The organism is Winogradskyella poriferorum (assembly GCF_050618035.1).
In the GTDB taxonomy this organism is placed as follows: Bacteria; Bacteroidota; Bacteroidia; order Flavobacteriales; family Flavobacteriaceae; genus Winogradskyella; species Winogradskyella poriferorum_A.
Window position 1 is genome coordinate 1,027,578 of record NZ_JBODPY010000001.1, and the last position, 21,936, is coordinate 1,049,513.

At 36.0% G+C, this 21,936-nt stretch carries 15 protein-coding genes and 1 tRNA gene; 12 read left to right on the top strand and 4 right to left on the bottom strand.

From position 1 onward, the window contains the following. From ACRHOC_RS04570 to ACRHOC_RS04585, 4 genes are all read left to right on the top strand, one after another. Window positions 1–690, top strand: a complete 690-nt coding sequence (locus ACRHOC_RS04570; RefSeq protein WP_431157381.1) for a copper homeostasis protein CutC — start codon at window positions 1–3, stop codon at window positions 688–690. Continuing rightward, window positions 680–3,166 (top strand): glycoside hydrolase family 2 protein, encoded by a 2,487-nt coding sequence (locus ACRHOC_RS04575; protein WP_431157382.1) that lies wholly within the window; start codon window positions 680–682, stop codon window positions 3,164–3,166. The genes ACRHOC_RS04570 and ACRHOC_RS04575 overlap by 11 nt, the downstream gene beginning before the upstream one ends. A 42-nt stretch (window positions 3,167–3,208) precedes the next feature. Continuing rightward, window positions 3,209–4,453, top strand: coding sequence for a metallophosphoesterase (locus ACRHOC_RS04580; RefSeq protein ID WP_431157384.1), 1,245 nt, complete (start codon window positions 3,209–3,211; stop codon window positions 4,451–4,453). Between the two features lie 62 nt (window positions 4,454–4,515). Then, entirely contained in the window at window positions 4,516–4,812 is a 297-nt protein-coding gene (locus tag ACRHOC_RS04585) for a thioredoxin family protein (protein WP_431157385.1), read from the top strand. Here ACRHOC_RS04585 and ACRHOC_RS04590 read toward each other — a convergent pair. Then, window positions 4,809–5,459 carry a polysaccharide deacetylase family protein gene (locus tag ACRHOC_RS04590; RefSeq protein WP_431157386.1) on the bottom strand — a complete coding sequence of 217 codons (651 nt, stop codon included), beginning with the start codon at window positions 5,457–5,459 and terminating at the stop codon, window positions 4,809–4,811. The genes ACRHOC_RS04585 and ACRHOC_RS04590 overlap by 4 nt on opposite strands. A 4-nt stretch (window positions 5,460–5,463) precedes the next feature. Further along, window positions 5,464–8,865, bottom strand: a complete 3,402-nt coding sequence (locus ACRHOC_RS04595; protein WP_431157387.1) for a glycosyltransferase family 117 protein — start codon at window positions 8,863–8,865, stop codon at window positions 5,464–5,466. Between the two features lie 152 nt (window positions 8,866–9,017). Between ACRHOC_RS04595 and ACRHOC_RS04600 the strand changes: the two genes are divergently transcribed. Then, window positions 9,018–9,090 (top strand) — tRNA-Gln (locus ACRHOC_RS04600). Window positions 9,091–9,145: 55 nt separating this feature from the next. Here the strand turns inward: ACRHOC_RS04600 and ACRHOC_RS04605 are convergent. After that, complete coding sequence (locus tag ACRHOC_RS04605; protein WP_431157388.1) at window positions 9,146–9,970, bottom strand: universal stress protein; 825 nt, start codon at window positions 9,968–9,970, stop codon at window positions 9,146–9,148. Window positions 9,971–10,120: 150 nt separating this feature from the next. Between ACRHOC_RS04605 and rimP the strand changes: the two genes are divergently transcribed. From rimP to infB, 3 genes are all read left to right on the top strand, one after another. Then, window positions 10,121–10,585 (top strand): ribosome assembly cofactor RimP, encoded by a 465-nt coding sequence (gene rimP, locus ACRHOC_RS04610; RefSeq protein ID WP_431157389.1) that lies wholly within the window; start codon window positions 10,121–10,123, stop codon window positions 10,583–10,585. A 12-nt stretch (window positions 10,586–10,597) separates the two neighbouring features. Next, window positions 10,598–11,830: a transcription termination factor NusA gene (nusA, locus tag ACRHOC_RS04615; protein WP_431157390.1), complete on the top strand. Its 1,233-nt coding sequence runs from the start codon at window positions 10,598–10,600 to the stop codon at window positions 11,828–11,830. 72 nt (window positions 11,831–11,902) lie between these two features. Continuing rightward, window positions 11,903–14,584, top strand: a complete 2,682-nt coding sequence (infB, locus tag ACRHOC_RS04620; RefSeq protein ID WP_431157391.1) for a translation initiation factor IF-2 — start codon at window positions 11,903–11,905, stop codon at window positions 14,582–14,584. Between the two features lie 44 nt (window positions 14,585–14,628). Here the strand turns inward: infB and ACRHOC_RS04625 are convergent, their stop codons facing one another. Beyond that, window positions 14,629–15,009, bottom strand: coding sequence for an SPOR domain-containing protein (locus ACRHOC_RS04625; RefSeq protein WP_431157392.1), 381 nt, complete (start codon window positions 15,007–15,009; stop codon window positions 14,629–14,631). Window positions 15,010–15,219: 210 nt separating this feature from the next. Between ACRHOC_RS04625 and ACRHOC_RS04630 the strand changes: the two genes are divergently transcribed. Genes ACRHOC_RS04630 through ACRHOC_RS04645 form a run of 4 tightly spaced genes read left to right on the top strand, consistent with a single transcriptional unit; the run spans window position 15,220 to window position 21,935 of the window. Next, window positions 15,220–16,506, top strand: coding sequence for a c-type cytochrome (locus ACRHOC_RS04630; RefSeq protein WP_431157394.1), 1,287 nt, complete (start codon window positions 15,220–15,222; stop codon window positions 16,504–16,506). A 27-nt stretch (window positions 16,507–16,533) separates the two neighbouring features. After that, window positions 16,534–19,629: a TAT-variant-translocated molybdopterin oxidoreductase gene (locus ACRHOC_RS04635; protein ID WP_431157395.1), complete on the top strand. Its 3,096-nt coding sequence runs from the start codon at window positions 16,534–16,536 to the stop codon at window positions 19,627–19,629. Window positions 19,630–19,656: 27 nt separating this feature from the next. Beyond that, complete coding sequence (gene nrfD, locus ACRHOC_RS04640; protein WP_431157397.1) at window positions 19,657–21,387, top strand: NrfD/PsrC family molybdoenzyme membrane anchor subunit; 1,731 nt, start codon at window positions 19,657–19,659, stop codon at window positions 21,385–21,387. A gap of 8 nt (window positions 21,388–21,395) precedes the next feature. Further along, complete coding sequence (locus ACRHOC_RS04645; protein ID WP_431157399.1) at window positions 21,396–21,935, top strand: DUF3341 domain-containing protein; 540 nt, start codon at window positions 21,396–21,398, stop codon at window positions 21,933–21,935. The last annotated feature ends 1 nt before the right edge of the window (window position 21,936 follow it).

Below are 21,936 nucleotides of genomic sequence, written 5' to 3' on the forward strand. Positions count from 1 at the left end.
ATGCTACTAGAAATTTGTGCAAATTCGTTTCAATCTGCTAAAAACGCCCAAGAAGCAGGTGCACATCGCATCGAACTTTGTCAGGAATTATCAGTTGGTGGGCTTACACCGTCCTACGGATTGTTGAAATTGGTAAAGGAGAAACTTAACATTCTAACACACGTTTTAATCCGACCCAGGTCAGGTGATTTTGTCTACAGTAAGGACGAATTTGAACTCATGCAAAAGGACATCACATTGTGTAAGGAACTGAATTTTGATGGGATTGTTTCAGGGATATTAAAAGCAGATAATACGTTAGACATTGCACGCACTAAAGTGTTAATCGAGCTTGCACGGCCCCTTTCATTTACATTCCATAGAGGATTCGATGAGGTTAAGAAACCTGAGGTTGCTCTGCAACAGCTCATTGACTTAGGAGTGGAGCGTGTTTTAACATCTGGCCAAAAACCAAAAGCGGTAGATTGTATAGCTTTGCTAAGACAATTAAATACTCTAGCAAATGGACAAATAATTATCATGCCTGGAAGTGGCATTAATGCTGACAATGTAGGTGTATTTAGGGAAAGTGGATTTACTGAAATTCATGCATCAGCTTCTAGAGAAATATCACAGTCAGAGACTTTATTTTCAGCACTTCAAACGGTTTCGGACCTCGATAAAATAAAAGCAATTTTACATGCGATATAGCCTTCTTTTATTATTTATACTAATATTTTCATGTGGACCCAATCACGATGTGCCAGTGATAATTGAAATCAATTCAGACTGGGAATTCAAGAAGGTAGAAGATTCGATTTGGCACAATGCAACAGTGCCTGGAAATGTCTTTTCCGATCTCTTAGACAATGGTCTCATTGAAGATCCTTTTATTGGAAATAATGAACAGCAAGTGCAGTGGGTTTCTGAAACAGATTGGGAATATCGGACAAATTTTTCATTAGATGAAAAAGCTTTAGAATGTAATCACTTTCAATTCAATTTTGAAGGACTAGACACATACGCTAAGGTGTTTTTAAATGATAGCTTAATTCTTAGAGCTAATAATGCGTTTAGGGAATGGAATGTGGACGTAAAAACGTTGCTAAAGCAGGAAAATGAACTAAGGCTAGAATTTGATAACCCATCTCACCATGAAGCTATTGAAAAAGCAAAATTAGCTTATGAACTACCTGCAGGGAACCGCATATTTACAAGAAAAGCACAATTTCAATATGGTTGGGATTGGGGACCAATTCTGAATACTTCTGGAATTTGGAAACCAATTACTTTAACGTGTTGGAATGATTATAGAATTCAAGAACTATTTTCTAGAAAACTAAAAATTAATGATTCAATTGCTGAGTTTGACTTGCATTTGAAGTCTAATCATAAACTTGAAGATAGTTATAAGGTTCAGATTTATGTAAATGATTCCCTTTTTAAAGAAAAGGAAGTTAATAATAAGGTCAATAATTTAAGGGAGTCTATAGCCATTAAGAACCCAAAACTTTGGTGGCCACATAATCTTGGCGAACCCTATTTATATGATATTAAAGTCATCGTTAGGGAAGGGCGAAGAATATTAGATAGTGTCTCAGTAAAGAAAGGACTTAGAACAATTGAATTAGTCGCAGAGGAGGATAGTATTGGGCAATCCTTTTATTTTAAAGTGAACGGCCAACCGGTTTACGCTAAAGGCGCCAACTATATACCGCAGCATAGTTTTCAAAATGAAGTCTCTTTAGAGGATTATGACAGACTGCTAAGTGATGTCGTAAAGTCTAATATGAATATGCTAAGGGTTTGGGGAGGCGGTATTTATGAAGATGATTACTTCTATCAATTATGCGATGAAAAAGGACTATTGGTATGGCAAGATTTTATGTTCGCTTGTGCTATGTATCCTGGTGATGACGAGTTTCTAAATGATGTTAGAATTGAGGCTGAACAACAGGTCAAACGACTAAGAAATAATGCGTCTATTGCGCTATGGTGCGGAAATAATGAGAACTCTGAAGCATGGCATCGATGGGGTTGGCAAGCGGGACGAAGCGAAGATGAAAAAGAAGAAATCTGGAATAATTATTTAAAACTATTCGATTCCCTCTTACCACAAGTCGTTAATAAATATTCTCATACAGATTATTGGGAATCGTCTCCAAAATATGGCCGTGGAAATCCGAAATACAAAACGGAAGGCGATGCACATGATTGGTGGATTTGGCACGATGCTTATCCCTTTGAACATCTGCAAGAAAATGTACCACGATTTATGAGTGAATTTGGCTTTCAGTCCTTTCCGAGTTATGAAGCTATTAGGTATATAAACCAGAATGATACTATAAATATCAATTCGGAAGAATTTAAAAATCATCAGAAGCATCCAAGGGGTTTTCAACTTATTGAGGAATATATGAAACGCGATTATCCAATTCCTAGTGAAGCAGAGGACTATGTTTATATGAGTCAGCTTTTACAGTCTAAAGGAATGTCTATGGGTATTAGAGCACAACGAAGGGCAAAACCTTATAATATGGGGACATTGTATTGGCAGTTAAATGATTGCTGGCCAGTAGTGTCATGGAGCAGTATGGATTATTTTGGTAATTGGAAAGCCATGCAATATCAAATGGTTCATGATTTTAAAAATGTCATGGTCTCCTCACATATAGAAAATGACACTTTAAATGTATATATCGTTAATGATAATTTAGAATCGATTGAAGACAATTTAAGGGTGTCAATTCAAGACTTTGATAATAATGTATTATGGAAAGATTCTAAAGAAATAACAGTAGAAGCGAATTCTAGTGAAATAAAATATCAACTTCCATTATCAGACGTTAGATTTCCAAAGGATGAAATATATTTTGATGCCAAATTTAATTACGTAGATGAACATTTTTTCTTTGTAAAACCAAAGGATTTAAAACTGCAAGAGGGTGATTTTAAAACTCAATTCGTAAAAATGGATAACGGTATTAAAGTGATTGTGTCTTCAGACACCTATCAAAAAGATGTCTTTTTATCCACTAAATATGATGGTTGGTTTCATGAGAATTATTTTGATTTATATCCAGGGCAACGAAGATGGATTTACTTCTTATCTGATGATCCAAGACTAAAGAACCTAACAATTATTGACGATCTCAAAATAAAAAGCTTTAACAATTTCATAAGATAACTGGGAAAGGAGTTGCTTAACTTTGATTTATAATTTGATTTTATGATACGCTGGATAATATTCATCGTAATAGTTGGCATTGCTGATTATTATGCTTTTCAATCCTTAAGAACTGTTACAAAGAGTAATTGGTGGTATGCCTTATATTGGATTTTCACCTTGGCTGTACTCGGTAATTTTATGTATCAGTTTCTTGGGTTTAATCGAAGCAGTGGGTTTTCACAGGCCAATGCCTTAGCAGTAGGATTTCTCATAGCCATGGTAGTGCCCAAATTGATATTAATTGCCATAATGTTTACTGAGGATGTGTTTAGAGTGCCGCAGGGAATTTACAGTTATTTTATGCAAGACGATAGTGCTAGTGGTAATCAGATAAAGCATTTTCCAGCGAGGCGAAAATTTATTAGCCAAATTGGATTGGGCTTGGCAGCCATTCCCTTTGCATCAATTTTATATGGAATGTATAAAGGGAAATACAATTTTAAAGTTCTTAAATACACGCTTCATTTTGAAGATTTACCTAAAGCATTCGATGGCTATAGATTAACACAGATTAGTGATGTGCATTCTGGTAGTTTTGACAATATAAAAAAAGTAGAATACGCGATTGATCTTATTAATGAGCAAGCAAGTGATGTCATTTTGTTTACAGGAGATATGGTCAACAATAAGGCGGACGAAATGAAACCCTATGTTGACATATTCAAAAAACTGAAAGCAAAAGATGGATTATACTCTGTACTTGGAAATCATGACTATGGTGACTATGTACGATGGGATTCTGATGAGGATAAAAAACAGAATCTCGATAATTTGAAAGCCTTGCAAAAAGATATTGGTTTTGATTTGTTGCTTAATGAGAACAGGTTTATCGAAAAGAATGGTGAACGTATTGCACTTGTTGGTGTAGAGAATTGGGGCAAAGGTGGATTTAAAAAGGCAGGAGACCTCAAAAAAGCTTCTAAGGAAGTGAATAAAGAGGATTTTAAGATATTATTAAGTCACGATCCGAGTCATTGGGAACAACAGGTTATAAAGGATGATTACCATTATCATCTTACACTAAGTGGTCATACCCATGGGATGCAATTTGGAATTGAAATTCCTGGATGGTTTAAATGGAGTCCTGTTAAATGGCGCTATAAATATTGGGCAGGAATTTATGAAGAGCTCGGTCAGTATATAAATGTGAATCGTGGATTTGGTTATTTGGCTTTTCCAGGGCGTGTTGGGATATGGCCAGAAATAACTGTGATAGAGCTTAAAAAAGGCGAAAAACCAGCATAATTGTTAACATTTACGTATTTTTATGTAGGTTTGTAAAACGCATTTGACTAAAAATAAAGCGTATGTCAAAATTTGGGGAATTAATAGATGTCGATATTCCGGTTCTATTAGACTTCTACACTGAATGGAATGAACAATCCATTGCCATGCATCCTGTCCTTAGAGATGTTGCAGCAGCCCTAGGTGATAAAGCAAAAGTCATTAAAATCGATGTTGATAAAAATAAGGAGTTAGCTGAGGCGCTTCGCGTTAAAGGACTACCAACATTAATCATCTACAAAAATGGTGAAATGAAATGGCGACATAGTGGCGAACAAGATGCGAATACTCTTATTGGTATTATTCAAGAATATTTCTAGTAAAGCGCCTTAAATTCATATCCTAATTCTGAATATTTCTGCAAAACTCGTGGGAGAACAAATTCTAGATTTTTATAGGCCTTTACACTATCGTGGAATACGATAATACTGCCTTCTTTAGCCGATGAGGTTACATTTAACAGGCAGTCTTCCTTAGATACAGATCGATCCCAATCATAGGATAAGACATCCCACATAATTAATTGGTAGCCTTTTGATTGAATTTTTTTACTCTGTTTTACCTTAAATTTTCCATAAGGTGGGCGAAATAATTTTTGAATCTCTTTATTTCGATCTTTCAAATAAGAGCGCATTAAATCATCTGTTTGATCCACATTCTTGAGGTAATTTTTAGTTTTATGTTTCCAACCTTTTAAATGATTATAGGTGTGATTACCAACAGCATGGCCATTTTCAATTAATTTTCTGAAGATTTCAGCATGCTTTTCAATATTATTCCCAATACAAAAAAAGGTGGCTTTAGCATTATATTGTTCTAAGTTATCCAAGACCCATTCAGTAATTTCTGGAGTTGGGCCATCATCAAAAGTTAAATAAAGCTCCTTATTTGAAGTTTTAATATTCCAGACTAAATTCGGAAAAAGTGATTTTACAAATCCCGGAGTTTTAGCTGGAATAATCTGCATGGTATTAATTAGTTTCTGGTGAAATAGTCGTATCGCTATCTTCTAATAAGTCTTGAATATCAATATCCTCTCGAGGTTCTGGTTCGTCTAAAACAGGTCCTAATAAGGCGTCAAATAATCTAAGATAGCCATTGAATTTTTTGGTTTCTTCTAATGCATACTCTTGGTCGTAAATAACAATTACATCTACCAATGATCGGTAGCGCTGAATGTCTGTATAAATCTCTTCGATATACTTCTCTTGATTTTCTAATTTTAATCCACTCAAGAATAAAAGATTTTCTTGATATTTTCGTGATACCTCTTGAAATAGACCTCTTGCTTTGTCTTGCTTTTCTACTTCATAATAGGTGCTAATGTAAGGCTCTAACAGTGAATAATATTCAAACTTATCTACTGGCATTTTTTCCATAGCTAAATCAGCCATTTCTTCGGCTTTATTTAATTCGCCGTCATTAATAAGTTGCTCAATTAACCTAGCAATATTACCTCTATAAGTTATACCATTACGTCTCGTTTCAGTATCGTGATAGATATCTTCACCGCTTCCGCCCCAGTCCCATTCTTTCACTTTCTCATACATTAATTCTGCATCTACACGTCCCATATCATAAGGATTGGCTTTGTCTACTGGTGTTCTAATAGGTACTAATTTATAGCACATACCATCTAACTGTAAGTAGTCCTTAAGCCAGATGTAATCTTCATCACCAAACGCACCACCAGTAAAGTATATTGGACGTTCCCAGTTGTTGTTCGCAATAATATCTAACATTAACAACCTGTTTTTATAAATGTAATTTCCTCCTATTTGAGTATACAGATTATCAACAATTTTATCGGCATCTTTTGCTTTAACCACACCATTTTTAAGGACCATATCCTTGTTTACTGGAATGCTTATATTTTTTGTTGGGAAATAGTTAGAATTAATTAAGTGTTTTGGGTATTGTCTAGGATCTTCACCCATACTTTCTACTACAAATTTGAGCTTAGTATTTGGCTTTTCACTAGAAACAAAATCCATAAAACGTTTAATGTCTAAGGTGTCCTTGGCAATACGCTCACTAATTTCTCTGTACACAATCACATCTCTAGTACCAGCTCTATATTGCTTATGAGTGAGTTGAGAAGGGATTGGGTCACTTTCATAAGCTTTGCGCTTCATCTGATCAATATACCAATCGGTTTGAAATAGACTTGTATTAACAACTCTTACATCGGTTCTAACACCTTCAATCTCTTGTAAATACCATAATGGGAACGAATCATTATCACCAATTGTAAATAATATAGAATTTGGTGCACATGATTCTAAATATTTTCTTGCCATGGCATTAGCAGTATACTTTCCAGATCTATCATGATCGTCCCAATTATTGGCCACTAAAATTCCAGGTACTGTAATAAGACAAACTAATGTTATTAAAGGAACCGTAAGTTTTGACTTAATTTTCTCATTAATTAAATCGTATAAGGCATAAACTCCAAAACCTATCCAAATGGCAAAGACGTAGAAAGATCCCACAACGGAGTAATCACGTTCTCTCGGCTCAAAAGGTCTAATATTAGTATAAAACTGAATGGCAAGACCAGTTAAAAGAAAGAATACAAGTAAAACCCAAAACCTGTTCTTATCTGTATTTAACAAAAAGAAAAACCCAATTAAACCTAAAATAAAAGGTAAAAAGAAATAGGTATTTCGTGCCTTGTTGTTCAGGACGTCAGAAGGTAAATTGTCTTGTGACATACCCAAATGAAGTTCATCAATAAACTTTATACCAGAGATCCAATTTCCATTGAAGTCGTCATACTTGCCTTGAACATCATTTTGCCTGCCTGTAAAGTTCCACATAAAATAACGCCAGTACATATAACCGAATTGATATTGAAACATGTAAGCGAGATTATCAATAAAGGTCGGTTTCTCAACGATCAAATAGCGTTGTGCATATGTTTTTAAAAATCTATCATAGCCTTCATAATCCACATCGCCTTGCGCAATACGCATTCTAAAGTCATTAACGATTTGATCAACTCTTCTTTTTTCCTGCAGTGCATATTGACTGGCTTGTTCTTCAGGAAGACCAGCGCTTAAGAATTCGTTGTAGGCTCTTGTTTGTATTGTTGGGTCAACCCTAAAATCTATGAGTCCAGTAAACATCATATAGTTCTCAGCATGTTCGCTACTCCACATTCTTGGTAGTATGGAGGCATGCTCATGATTGTAATTTTGTCTACTTTTTTCCCAATCGTTTATGATAACATATTCTCCTTTTTCTTCATCGCGTTCATAGTTTTTCTTGTCATCTACAAATGGTTCCTCCTCGTCTTGTCCAGAGTATATTTCGGTGAACTGTGGACCATAGAATAAATGTGTCTCGGGATATTGTTCTAAATTATAATAAGCAAGGAGCTCTCGCGCATCTGAAGGATTATTCTCATTGATAATCACATTAGCATTAGCACGGATAGGTAACATCATCCAAGATGAAAACCCTATGAAGATAAACATTAGACACAGCAACAAGGTGTTTATATGAACAAGATTCTTCTTACGTGTATAGTTAAGGCCATAATAGAATAATCCAATGACAAGTAAGCCTGTTATTATGGTTCCAGAATTAAAAGGTAAACCAATGGAATTCACAAAGAAAACCTCTAAATATCCAAACAACTTTAATGTTGAGGGCAGTAGCAATTTGAAAATGAACAATAGAATTGCCGCTGATATCACATTAGCTAAAATGAAGTTTTTAACCGTAATGGTTTTATAATTTTTGAAAAAGTAAATTAATCCAATAGCTGGAATCGTTAATAGTCCCATAAAATGAACACCAAAGGATAATCCAATGATAAATGCTATTAATATGAGCCATCTATTACCACGAGGTGTATTCATGTCTTGTTCCCAACGCAAAGCCAAGTAGAACATAACAGCCATGATTAACGTCGCCATAGCATAAACCTCTGTTTCTACTGCGTTGAACCAAAACGAATCAGTAAATGCAAATGCTAAACTCCCTACTAAAGCACTCCCTAAAATTGCCAGGCCTTTATTTTTACTGGAGTCTTTTTTATACTTCACCAATTTTACCAATAACATACTTATGGTCCAAAACATAAATAGAATGGTAAATGCACTGGCCACTGCACTCATCATATTCATGATCATTCCAATTTGTGAAGGCTCTAACGCAAATATTGAGAAAAAGGCACCCATCATTTGAAATAGTGGCGCTCCTGGAGGATGGCCAACTTGTAATTTTGACGATGTCAAAATGTATTCTCCTGCATCCCAAAAACTTACAGTCGGCTCAATTGTTAATGCGTATGTAATAAAAGAAATGGCAAAAACAAGCCAGCCTAAAATTGTATTCAACTTTTTAAAGTTAAAATCTCCCATGAATAAAGGTACTTAATGATGCTGGCGAATTTAATAATAAATACAATACAGCATAGGTTTTTAAGTTAACGTTAAGGAATTTAAATTATTTCTTGAGATTTTTTTTGCCCAAGTAAATCTTTGTTATAAATTTGCATGCTCTTTTGTGAGATTGGCCCATGGTGTAACTGGCAACACGTCTGGTTTTGGTCCAGAAGAGTCTAGGTTCGAGCCCTAGTGGGCCAACAAAAATCCTTATCGTATATCGGTAAGGATTTTTTCATTTTAAGGGGTTTATTATTTAAATCTTAAATGTGATTACTGGTCTTTTCGCGTGATTTACTAAATCCTCACTAATACTTCCATTAAAGAAGTGTGCAATACCTTGTCTGCCATGAGTACTGATGCCAATTAAATCTGCATCAATATCTCTAGAGAAATTTAAAATACCTTGTTCAACAGTTACATCGTTATAGATATTAATTGTGTAGTTATCAAACGTCTGACCCGAAATAAAGTCATTAATCCTGTCTTTGGCTTCACTTGTGGTAATAAAATGGCTAGCTGTATTTACCATTAATAAATGAATTTTAGCATTTATGGACTCCGCAAACTTAATGGCTTGCTTGTAAGTTTCCTTATTGTCATTTTTAAAATCAGAAGCAAAGACGAAATCAGAAATTTCGAAAGAATCGTGTTCATTTTTAATTACCAAAACCGGTATTTCTGAAGTACGAACTACTTTCTCCGCATTAGAGCCTACAAACATTTCTTTGATACCTGTTGCACCATGTGAACCCATAACAATCATGTCAATGTCTAATTCTTGACATGCATCTTTAATTTCATTGAAGGTTATATCTGCTTTGACCGTTTCATGTACGGTAATGCCCTCAAGAAAATCACTAGACATCAGATCATTAAATTTCTTGTGTGCCAGTTTCATGAAGAAAAGAACTTCAGGGACATCACTATGCGCATTAATTGGATCTAATTGTTGCATGGGGATTTCCATCATGTGAAGAAGATATATTTCTGCATTGTGAGATTTTGCAAGCATAGCAGCTACTTTAAGGGCATTTTCTGCCTGCTCTGAAAAATCAGTAGGGACAAGTATTTTTTCCATGATGAATGATTTATGTTAGTTACATAAATTTAAGAAAATAAATCCACATCAGACGTCTTTGAAAAGTCTATAAATATTGTATATTTGCAGTGTTGTTTACGAAAATGAATAAACGAGAGGACGAGGAGTCCTCTCTTTTTATATCAAGTCATGTTTAAAGAATCGGTAAAAAATTTGTTAGATGAAGCACTAAATGAACGTGCGGATTTATTTCTAATTGATTTTGAAGTACTTAGTGATAATACAATTCGTGTTGTTTTAGATGGTGATAATGGTGTTTTGGTAGAGGATTGTATCTATATAAGCAGAGCGATTGAGCATAACTTAGATAGAGAAGAGCAAGATTTTTCTTTAGAAGTAACTTCTTCTGGTGCTACATCACCACTTGTATTGCCTAGACAATACAAAAAGCATGTGGGTAGAAATTTAGAGGTTAAAACTAAGGAAGGAGAAAAACGATCTGGCGAATTAACTAATGTTGATGAAAAAGCCATTGTTTTAAAATGGAAAACAAGAGAGCCTAAACCTGTAGGCAAGGGGAAGGTGACAGTAATAAAAGAGGAAAGTATTGCTTTTGAGGATATTACAGAGGCAAAAGTTAAAATAAAATTTTAATTCAATTCAATTATGGAAAATGTAGCGTTAATAGAATCATTTTCAGAATTTAAGGATGACAAATTAATCGATAGAGTGACGTTAATGGCAATTCTAGAAGATGTCTTACGTAATGCTCTTAAGAAAAAATATGGTGATGATGATAATTTTGATATTATTATCAATCCTGACAAAGGGGATTTAGAAATTTGGAGAAACCGTATTGTTGTGGCTGATGGTGAAGTAGAAGAGCCAAATCAGGAGATTGCCTTATCTGAAGCTCAGAAAATTGAACCAGATTTTGAGGTTGGTGAAGATGTAGCTGAAGAAGTGAAGCTGGTAGATTTAGGTAGGCGTTCAATTTTGGCCTTAAGACAAAACTTAATTTCAAAGATTCACGAACATGATAACACTAACATTTACAAACAATTCAAAGAGTTAGAAGGAGAAATTTACACAGCTGAGGTTCATCATATACGCCACAGAGCTATCATCTTGTTAGATGATGAAGGCAATGAGATCATTTTACCTAAAGACAAGCAGATACCTTCAGATTTCTTCAGAAAAGGAGAAAATGTAAGAGGTATTATTGAGAGTGTTGAATTAAAAGGGAGTAAGCCGGCAATTATTATGTCGAGAACATCTCCAATTTTCCTAGAAAAGTTATTTGAACAAGAGATTCCAGAAGTATTTGATGGATTAATTACTGTTAAAAAAGTAGTACGTATCCCAGGAGAGAAGGCTAAAGTAGCCGTGGATTCTTATGATGACAGAATTGATCCGGTTGGAGCTTGTGTTGGTATGAAAGGTTCTAGAATTCATGGAATTGTTCGCGAATTAGGAAATGAAAATATTGATGTTATAAACTATACCAACAATATCCAATTGTTCGTAACAAGAGCTCTAAGTCCAGCCAGAGTAACGTCATTAAAATTAGATGAAGAGAACATGCGTGCTGAGGTCTTATTGAAGCCAGAAGAAGTTTCTAAAGCTATTGGTAGAGGAGGACATAATATTAGATTGGCAGGACAACTTACAGGTTTTGAGATTGACGTATTTAGAGAAGGTGCTGAAGAAGATGTAGAATTAACAGAGTTCAGTGATGAAATCGATAGCTGGATTATCGATGAGTTTAGTAAAGCAGGTCTAGATACAGCAAAAAGTGTATTAGAACAGGATGTAGAAGACTTAGTGAAACGAACTGATTTAGAGGAAGAAACAATTATAGAAGTAATCAAAATCCTTAAAGAGGAATTTGAGGACTAAATTCAATTCAACAAGAATTACATTTTAGTTGAGTTGCTATAAAACAATTTTAAGTTATATTACAGGCAATTTATGGCTCAAATTAGAATAAATAAAGTATTAAGGGAGTTAAACATCTCATTAGATCGTGCTGTTGATTTTTTAGAATCAAAAGGTATCGAAATTGAGAAGAGCCCTAATACTAAAATTTCGCAAGAGGTTTACGATGCGCTTTCAGATGAGTTCCAAACTGATGCAACTAAGCGCGAAAAAGCGCAGGAGGTTAGTGAGGCCAAACTCAAAGAAAAGGAAGAGCTTCGTGAGCAGCGCGAACGCGAAATTGAAGAAAAGCATAAAAAAGATGAGGTCGTAAAGGAACCTGTTGTTAAAGCTAAGGCTGACTTAAGTGGTCCTAAAAAGGTTGGTAAAATTGATTTAGAGAAACCAGCAAAGAAGAAGGAGCGGGAGGAACCTATGGCCAAGGAAGCGCCTAAGGAAGAGAAGCCAGTAAAGGAAGAAAAACCGAAGGAAACTCCAGTAAAAAAGGCACCTGTAGCTAAAAAAGAAATTAAAGAGACAAAAGAAAAAGAGCAACCGACTGCTGAAGAAGCTCCTGCTGAGGAAAAGCTAAAAACACAATATCAAAAATTATCTGGACCAAGATCTACAGGTGAGAAAATTGATCTTTCTCAGTTTAATAAGCCTAAGAAAAAGAAGGAAGAGAAGAAACCTGAAGCCGATGCTGGGAACAAGCGTAAAAGACGTCGTATTAGCAAAGGCGGTGCAGATGGAGGTAGACCAAATTTTGATAATAGAAGAAGTCAAAAAGGAAGAGGTAATAATAGGCCAAAGGTTGTAAAAGAAGAGCCAAGCGAGGAAGAAGTACAAAAGCAGATTCGTGAAACGCTCGAAAAACTTCAAGGTAAATCCAATAAAGGAAAAGGTGCCAAATATCGTCGAGAAAAGAGAGATCAGCACAGAGAGCAATCTGAAAAGGAATTACAGGCAGAAGCTGCAGAAAGTAAAATACTTAAAGTGACAGAGTTTGTTACTGTAAGTGAAGTTGCTACTATGATGGATGTTGGTGTAACTCAAGTCATCTCGGCATGTATGTCTCTTGGTATGATGGTAACTATGAACCAAAGATTAGATGCAGAAACCTTGTCTATTGTTGCAGAAGAATTTGGTTATGATGTGGAATTTGTAACAGCTGATATCGAAGAAGCGATAGAGGAAGTTGCTGATGATCCAAAAGATTTAAAACCACGTGCTCCAATCGTTACCGTTATGGGTCACGTAGATCATGGTAAAACATCTTTACTAGATTACATTAGAGAAGAGAATGTAATTGCAGGTGAGTCAGGTGGAATTACCCAGCATATTGGAGCCTATGGTGTTCAGTTAGATAGTGGTCAGAAAATAGCATTTTTAGATACACCAGGTCACGAAGCCTTTACGGCAATGCGTGCACGTGGTGCTCAAGTAACTGATATCGCAATTATTGTGGTAGCAGCAGATGATGCTATTATGCCGCAGACTAAAGAGGCAATTTCTCATGCACAAGCGGCAGGAGTACCTATTGTATTTGCAATAAATAAAATTGATAAACCAGATGCCAATCCAGATAAAGTTAAGGAAGGGCTTGCCAATATGAACTTATTGGTAGAAGATTGGGGTGGTAAAATTCAATCTCATGATATTTCTGCAAAATTTGGAACTGGTGTAAATGAGCTATTAGAAAAAGTATTATTAGAGGCCGAGTTATTAGAGCTTAAAGCAAATCCTAGCAAACCTGCTAATGGTACGGTTGTAGAGGCTTATTTAGATAAAGGTAGAGGTTATGTCTCAACTATTTTAGTTCAAGCAGGAACTTTAAAAGTTGGTGATTATGTACTGGCAGGTAAAAATAGTGGTAAGGTTAAGGCTATGCACGATGAGCGCGGTAATGAAGTAAAAGAAGCTGGTCCGTCAACACCTGTTTCGATCCTTGGATTGGATGGTGCGCCACAAGCTGGTGATAAATTCAATGTATTTGAGGACGAGCGTGAGGCAAAACAAATTGCTACAAAACGTACACAATTACAACGCGAACAGTCTGTAAGAACACAGCGTCATATTACATTAGACGAAATTGGTAGAAGAATTGCTCTTGGTGATTTCCAAGAACTAAATATCATCCTTAAAGGTGATGTTGATGGCTCAGTAGAGGCATTAACAGATTCTTTCCAGAAACTATCGACAGAAGAAATTCAAGTAAACATTATTCACAAAGGTGTTGGTGCAATTACGGAGAGTGATGTGCTATTAGCATCTGCATCAGATGCTATTATCGTTGGGTTTAACGTAAGACCAGTTGGTAATGCAAGAATGATTGCGGATAAAGAAGAAATAGATATCAGAACCTACTCTATTATTTACGACGCTATTAATGATCTTAAGGACGCCATGGAAGGTATGTTGTCTCCTGAGGTTAAAGAAGAAGTTACTGGTACAGCTGAAATTAGAGAAACATTCAAAATCTCTAAAATCGGAACGATTGCAGGATGTATGGTAACCAATGGTAAAATCTTTAGAAATTCTGGTGTAAGAATTATTAGAGATGGTGTGGTAGTTTATACGGGAGAATTAGCCTCTTTAAAACGCTTTAAAGATGATGTTAAGGAAGTTTCAAAAGGATATGATTGTGGTATGCAAATTAAAGGCTATAATGATATAAAAGAAAGTGATGTTATTGAAGCCTTCCAAGAAGTAGAAGTTAAAAAGAAACTCAAATAAAAGAGATCTATAAATAAAAAAGGCAACCGTTTGGTTGCCTTTTTTTATTTTTCTGTTTTGGGTTGAAATATAATGGCATACATATATTTCTTTTTAATCTTTAAGAGTGCTCTATCCGCTTCTAGACGTGTAGCAAAATTACCGACCCAAACCTTGTAATTAGGTGTATTCCAATGAATTTCTACAGGCCATTCTCCAAAAGAATTTAAAAAATTGGATTTTTCCTTTTGAGCCAAATCTGGGTCAACACTTTGAAAAACCTGAATTTTATATGTTTTATTGGTTTTTATGTCCTTTTTATACTCTAATAGGGTTTCAATATCCTTGTCTTGATCTACTCTCACCTCACCTTGTTGCGCGTTAACGTTAAAAGAAACGAATACAATGCATAAAAAGGCATATATTTTACTAAATTTTGCTACCATCTTTTTGTCTTTAATTACAAAGTTAAACTATTGAACGAAATTCGTTCAAAAATCTTATTTAGAACAATTATAAATTATATATTAACACTTCACTAACATTCCGAAAATCGACTTTATATCTTACTTTTGCCTGAGTTTTTAGAAACATGATTTTTGTCATATTTACTGAAAAAATCATACCAAAGTTTAGAAGATAATTCAACTTAAAATATGAAACACGTTATCTACCGTAATTTAACCGCTAAAATCTTAAGTATCGGTTTTATTTTATTACTTACGTTTTCAACTTCACTTAATGCTCAAGAGGGCGATCCTGCGAAAGGAAAATCTTTATTTAACGCGAACTGTGCGGCTTGTCATAAATTGAATAAACCTATGACAGGACCTGCTTTAGCAAACGTTGAGCAGAGACTTACTGAAGAAGAAGGATTGGATAGAGAATGGATTAACAAATGGATTCGTAACAGTTCTGCTTTAATTAAATCTGGTGATGCTTATGCGAACAAGATTTACAATGAGTGGAATCAAGTAGCTATGAATGCTTTTCCACAGTTAAGTGATCAAGATATATCAGATATACTAGCTTACACAGCTGCACCACCTCCAGCGCCTGTTCCTGTTGAAACGGGTACTCCAGTTGTTGTGCAAGAGCCAGGTATTTCAAACGACCTTATCTTAGGTGCTTTAGCATTATTATTTGCGTTATTAGCAATGGCTTTAGTGTTAGTAAAACGTACTTTAAATCGTTTTGCCGAAGCTAAAGGAATTGATACAGTAATTGAAGAGAAGCGTACACCAATATGGAAAGCTTTTGCTCAAAATCAGTTTTTGGTTTTAGTAACTGCAATATTCTTCTTACTAGCTAGTGGTTACTTTGCTTATGGCTATTTAATGCAAGTTGGGGTAGACCAAGGTTATGAGCCTGTTCAACCTATCCATTATTCACACAGAATTCATGCTGGTGATAATGGTATTGACTGTAAGTACTGTCATTCATCGGCAAGAGTGAGTAAGCATTCAGGTATTCCTTCATTAAACATTTGTATGAACTGTCACAAGGCGATCGGAGAGGTTGCTGCAGAAACACAACAAGAAGGTTTACAAGAATTTGGAGTGGACTACAATGCAGAAATTCAGAAACTATATGAAGCAGTAGGATGGGATGGCATAGGTTACACTGGTGAATCACAGCCTGTAAAATGGATCCGTATCCATAACCTACCTGATTTCGCATACTTTAATCACTCGCAGCACGTGTCTGTTGCAGGTATAGAATGTCAAACATGTCATGGTCCTGTTGAAGAGATGGAAATTATGTATCAGCACTCTCCATTAACAATGGGATGGTGTATCAACTGTCACAGAGAAACAAACGTGAAAGTTCAGGATAACGGATATTACACTAAAATACACGAACAACTTTCTAAGAAATACGGAGTAGAGCAATTGACTGCTGCGCAGATGGGAGGATTAGAGTGTGGTAAGTGTCACTATTAATAGAAATAAGAAGTAATTCAGAAATATATGTCATCAAACAAGAAATACTGGAAAAGTGTTGAAGAGCTAAATGAGAATAGCTCTATTGTTGAGACGCTACAGCAAAACGAATTTGTAGAAGAGATACCAACAGATGAGTTTTTAGGAGATAAAGAAACATTGGAATCTTCGTCTACTTCGCGTCGTGATTTCTTAAAGTACGTAGGGTTTAGTACCGCTGCAGCTTCTTTAGCAGCGTGTGAAGGCCCAGTTATAAAATCTATACCTTATGTTGTGCAACCAACGGAGATTATCCCTGGTGTTGCCAATTACTATGCAACTACAATTGCTGATGGTTATGATTTTGCTAGTGTTTTAATTAAAACAAGAGAAGGACGTCCAATTAAAGTTGAGAATAATACTGATGCCTCAACAAATGGAATGGCAAATGCCAGAGTTAATGCTTCAATATTAGGTTTGTATGACAACTTGAGAGTTAAGGCTCCAATGAAGGGAGATACACAAATCTCTTGGAGTGCATTTATGTCTGAGACCACTTCGGCATTCAATAATCTAGAGGATGGTAAAGAAATAGTTTTCTTAACGCAGACATTTGCAAGTCCATCTACAAAAAAATTAGTGGGTGAGTTTGCCGAGAAGTATGGTAATGTGCGTCATGTAGTGTATGATGCTATATCGGAATCTGCAACATTAGATGCTTACGAAGCAAAATATGGTGTAAGAGGAATGGCTAATTACGATTTCTCTAAAGCTAAAACTATAGTATCTATTGGTGCTGACTTTATTGGTGATTGGCAAGGTGGAGGATTTGAGTCTGGCTATGCTAAAGGACGTGTACCAGATCATGGTAAAATGTCACGCCATATTCAATTTGAATCTAATATGTCGCTTGCTGGTGCAAATGCAGACAAGCGCGTGCCATTAAAGCCTAGTGAGCAAAAACTAGTTTTAGCAAAATTATACAGTTACGTAACAGGAAACTCTGCTGGAGGTGCTAAATTGCCTGAAGCAATAGATAAGGCAGTTAACGCAGCTGCGAAAGAGTTAACTGCAGCAGGTAGTAATGCGGTAGTTGTAACAGGAATTCAAGATGTAAATGCGCAAGCATTAGTGTTAGAATTAAACACCTACTTAAATAGTAAAGCATTTGATCCTAAGACAACTATTAAGACGCGTCAAGGTAACGATAAAGCCGTAACGCAATTAGTTGCAGATATGAAGGCTGGTAAAGTTGGTGCTTTAATTACATGTGGTGTTAACCCAATGTATAGTTTACCAAATGCCGGTGAATTCGCAGACGGATTAGCAAAGACAGATTTGTCAATTGCTTTTTCAATGAAACAAGACGAAACGTCTTCACTTTGTACTTTTATAGCTGCAGCTCCTCACTTCTTAGAATCTTGGGGAGATGTAGAATTAAAGTCGGGTCATTATTCAATGATGCAACCGACGATCCGTCCATTGTTTGATACAAAACAATTTCAAGAAGTTGTATTAGCATGGAACGGTAATGGATCTTCATACAGAGATTACATAAAAGAGGTTTGGGCCTCAGATATATTAAATGGAGCTTCTTTTAACGAGGCTGTTCAAAACGGATATTTTGTATCATCTTCATCTACCGATGATGCAACATCTTCAGATTCTGAAGTTGAAACCGATACACCATCAGGAAACGCAGTTGGTGCATTAGTGTCTTCTGTGAAAGCAGGCGATATGGAGCTTTCATTATATCCTAAAGTGGGTATGGGTGATGGCCAGCAGGCTAACAATCCATGGTTGCAAGAATTTCCAGATCCTATTACAAGAACCTCTTGGGATAATTATTTGACTATTTCTAAAGCAGATGCAGATCGATTAGGTCTAATCAATGAGAATGTAGCAAATGGTGGTTTAAATGGTAGTTACGCTGATGTAACCGTTAATGGAATAACCGTATCGAATGTACCAGTAATTATCCAACCAGGACAAGCAAAAGGTTCAGTAGGTCTTTCATTTGGTTATGGTAGAACTTCTGGATTAAAAGAAGAAATGCAGACAGGTGTTAACGCCTATCCATTATATCAAAATTTTAATGCTGCACAAGAAGTAAGTGTAAGCAAAGCAGCAGGAACGCATGAGTTTGCATGTGTGCAGTTACACAATACTTTAATGGGTCGTGGTGACATCATTAAAGAAACAACTTTAGAGATATTCAATACTAAGGATAAAGAGTATTGGAACGCAATTCCTAAAGTGTCTAAAGATCACATTGAAACACCTGTAACATCTCCAGATGTGGACTTATGGGATTCATTTGATCGTTCTATAGGACACCATTTCAATTTATCTATAGATCTTAATGCATGTACAGGTTGTGGCGCTTGTGTTATAGCTTGTCATGCTGAAAATAATGTGCCAGTAGTTGGTAAGTCTGAAATGAGACGAAGCCGTGATATGCACTGGTTAAGAATCGATAGGTATTATTCATCTCAAGATACATTTGAAGGTGATAATGAAAAGAAAGATAATATCTCTGGATTAAGTAGCTCATTAAGTGAATTTGGTGAGATGGAAAGTCCTGCTGACAACCCGCAGGTTGCATTCCAGCCGGTAATGTGTCAGCATTGTAACCATGCTCCATGTGAGACTGTATGTCCTGTGGCAGCTACGGCACACGGTCGCCAAGGTCAAAACCATATGGCATATAACCGTTGTGTAGGTACAAGATATTGTGCAAACAACTGTCCATACAAAGTACGTCGTTTCAACTGGTTCTTATATAACAAGAACGATGAGTTTGATTATTACATGAATGATGATTTAGGACGTATGGTTCTTAATCCTGATGTAACTGTTCGTTCGAGAGGTGTTATGGAGAAATGTTCATTCTGTATCCAAAAGACGCAGAAGACGATTCTAGATGCGAAGCGTGACGGACGTGAGATTAAGGATGGCGAATTCCAAACCGCTTGTTCTGCAGCTTGTGGAAATGGCGCGATGGTATTTGGTGACATTAATGATAAAGACAGCCAAATCGCTGCTTTAAAAGAAGATAAAAGAGCATATCACTTACTTGAGCACGTAGGTACTAAACCAAATGTGGTGTACCAAGCCAAAGTAAGAAATACGGCTAAAGCATAAATAAATTAAAGAATCAATTATATAATTATGGCGTCTCATTACGAAGCACCTATTAGAAGACCTTTAGTTACTGGAGAAAAATCGTACCACGATGTAACTGTAGATGTTGCAAGACCTGTAGAAGGTAAAGCCAACAGAGCTTGGTGGATTGTTTTCGGTATTTCTTTAGTAGCATTCCTTTGGGGAATAGGTTGTATTATTTATACTATTTCAACTGGTATTGGAGTTTGGGGTCTTAACAAGACTGTAAACTGGGCATGGGATATTACTAACTTCGTTTGGTGGGTTGGTATTGGTCACGCAGGAACCTTGATTTCTGCCGTACTATTATTATTCCGTCAAAAATGGAGAATGGCAATTAACCGTTCTGCAGAAGCAATGACAATATTCTCTGTAGTCCAAGCAGGTTTATTCCCTATTATTCACATGGGTCGTCCATGGTTAGCATATTGGGTATTACCAATCCCTAACCAATTTGGATCTTTATGGGTGAACTTTAACTCCCCTTTATTATGGGATGTATTTGCGATCTCTACTTATTTATCTGTTTCCTTGGTATTCTGGTGGACTGGTTTATTGCCAGATTTCGCAATGATTAGAGACAGGGCCGTAAAACCTTTCCAAAAGAAAATCTATTCGCTTTTAAGTTTTGGTTGGTCTGGTAGAGCTAAAGATTGGCAGAGATTTGAGGAAGTATCTTTAGTACTTGCTGGTTTAGCAACGCCTTTAGTACTTTCTGTGCATACCATTGTATCCTTTGACTTCGCAACGTCGGTGATTCCAGGATGGCATACAACGATTTTCCCACCTTACTTCGTTGCTGGTGCGATTTTCTCTGGTTTTGCCATGGTAAATACACTTTTAATTATAATGCGTAAAGTGTGTAATCTAGAAGATTACATCACAGTACAACACATAGAATTAATGAACATTGTAATTATGATTACAGGTTCTATTGTAGGTGTGGCTTACATCACTGAGCTATTCATCGCATGGTATTCTGGTGTAGAATATGAGCAATATGCGTTTTTAAATAGAGCAACAGGACCTTACTGGTGGGCCTACTGGGCAATGATGACATGTAACGTGTTCTCACCACAGTTCATGTGGTTTAAGAAATTAAGAACAAGTATTATGTTCTCGTTCTTTATCTCTATCGTAGTAAATATTGGTATGTGGTTTGAGCGATTTGTGATTATTGTAACCTCTTTACATAGAGATTACTTACCATCATCTTGGACCATGTTCTCTCCAACATTTGTGGATATAGGTATCTTCATCGGAACAATTGGATTCTTCTTTGTGTTGTTCTTACTTTATTCTAGAACATTCCCTGTAATTGCACAGGCTGAAGTGAAGACGATTTTAAAGTCTTCAGGTGAAAGATATAAAAACTTAAGAGAGGCAGGACAAAGCCTTGTTGGTACAGGAGTAGATCCAAGAACATCTTCAGGAGTAGCTCAAGTTGTTGAGGAAGTAGTAGATACAGGAGATAATGAAGAAAAAGTCAGTAATCTATTAAGTACTATAGGTTCTTTTGATGCTGCGACTCAAACGGCTGATGACCTTAAAAAGATCAGTGGTGTTGGTCCTAAAATGGAAGAGGTACTTAACAGTATAGGTATTTACACTTACTTACAAGTAAGTAAGATGACAAAATCTGAATATGACTTGTTAGATTCAATCACAGGTTCTTTCCCAGGAAGAGCTGAACGTGACGATTGGGCAGGTCAGGCAAAAAATTTATTAAATAACTAATATAGTCTATGGAAGCTTCAAAAGTAATTCATGCTATTTATACAGATGATGATGTGTTAATGTCAGCCGTAAAAAAGGTTAAGGCAGAAAAACATCACATCGAGGAAATATACACACCTTTTCCGGTTCACGGACTAGACAAGGCAATGGGATTAGCTCCAACACGTATTGCTATCACATCGTTTTTATATGGATGTGTTGGTTTAACAGTTGCTATTGTAATGATGAATTTCATTATGATTAAAGATTGGCCACAGGATATTGGTGGTAAACCAAGCTTTAGTTATTTAGAAAATATGCCGGCATTCGTTCCGATTATGTTTGAGCTTACCGTTTTCTTTGCGGCGCATTTAATGGTGATTACCTTTTATTTAAGAAGTAGAATGTGGCCATTTAAAAAAGCTGAGAATCCGGATCCAAGAACTACTGATGATCATTTCTTAATTGAAGTGGCAGTTCATAACAATGAGAGTGAATTGACCTCTTTGTTAAAAGATACTGGTGCAGTAGAAATCAATATAGTAGATAAAGAAGAAGACGCACATTAAT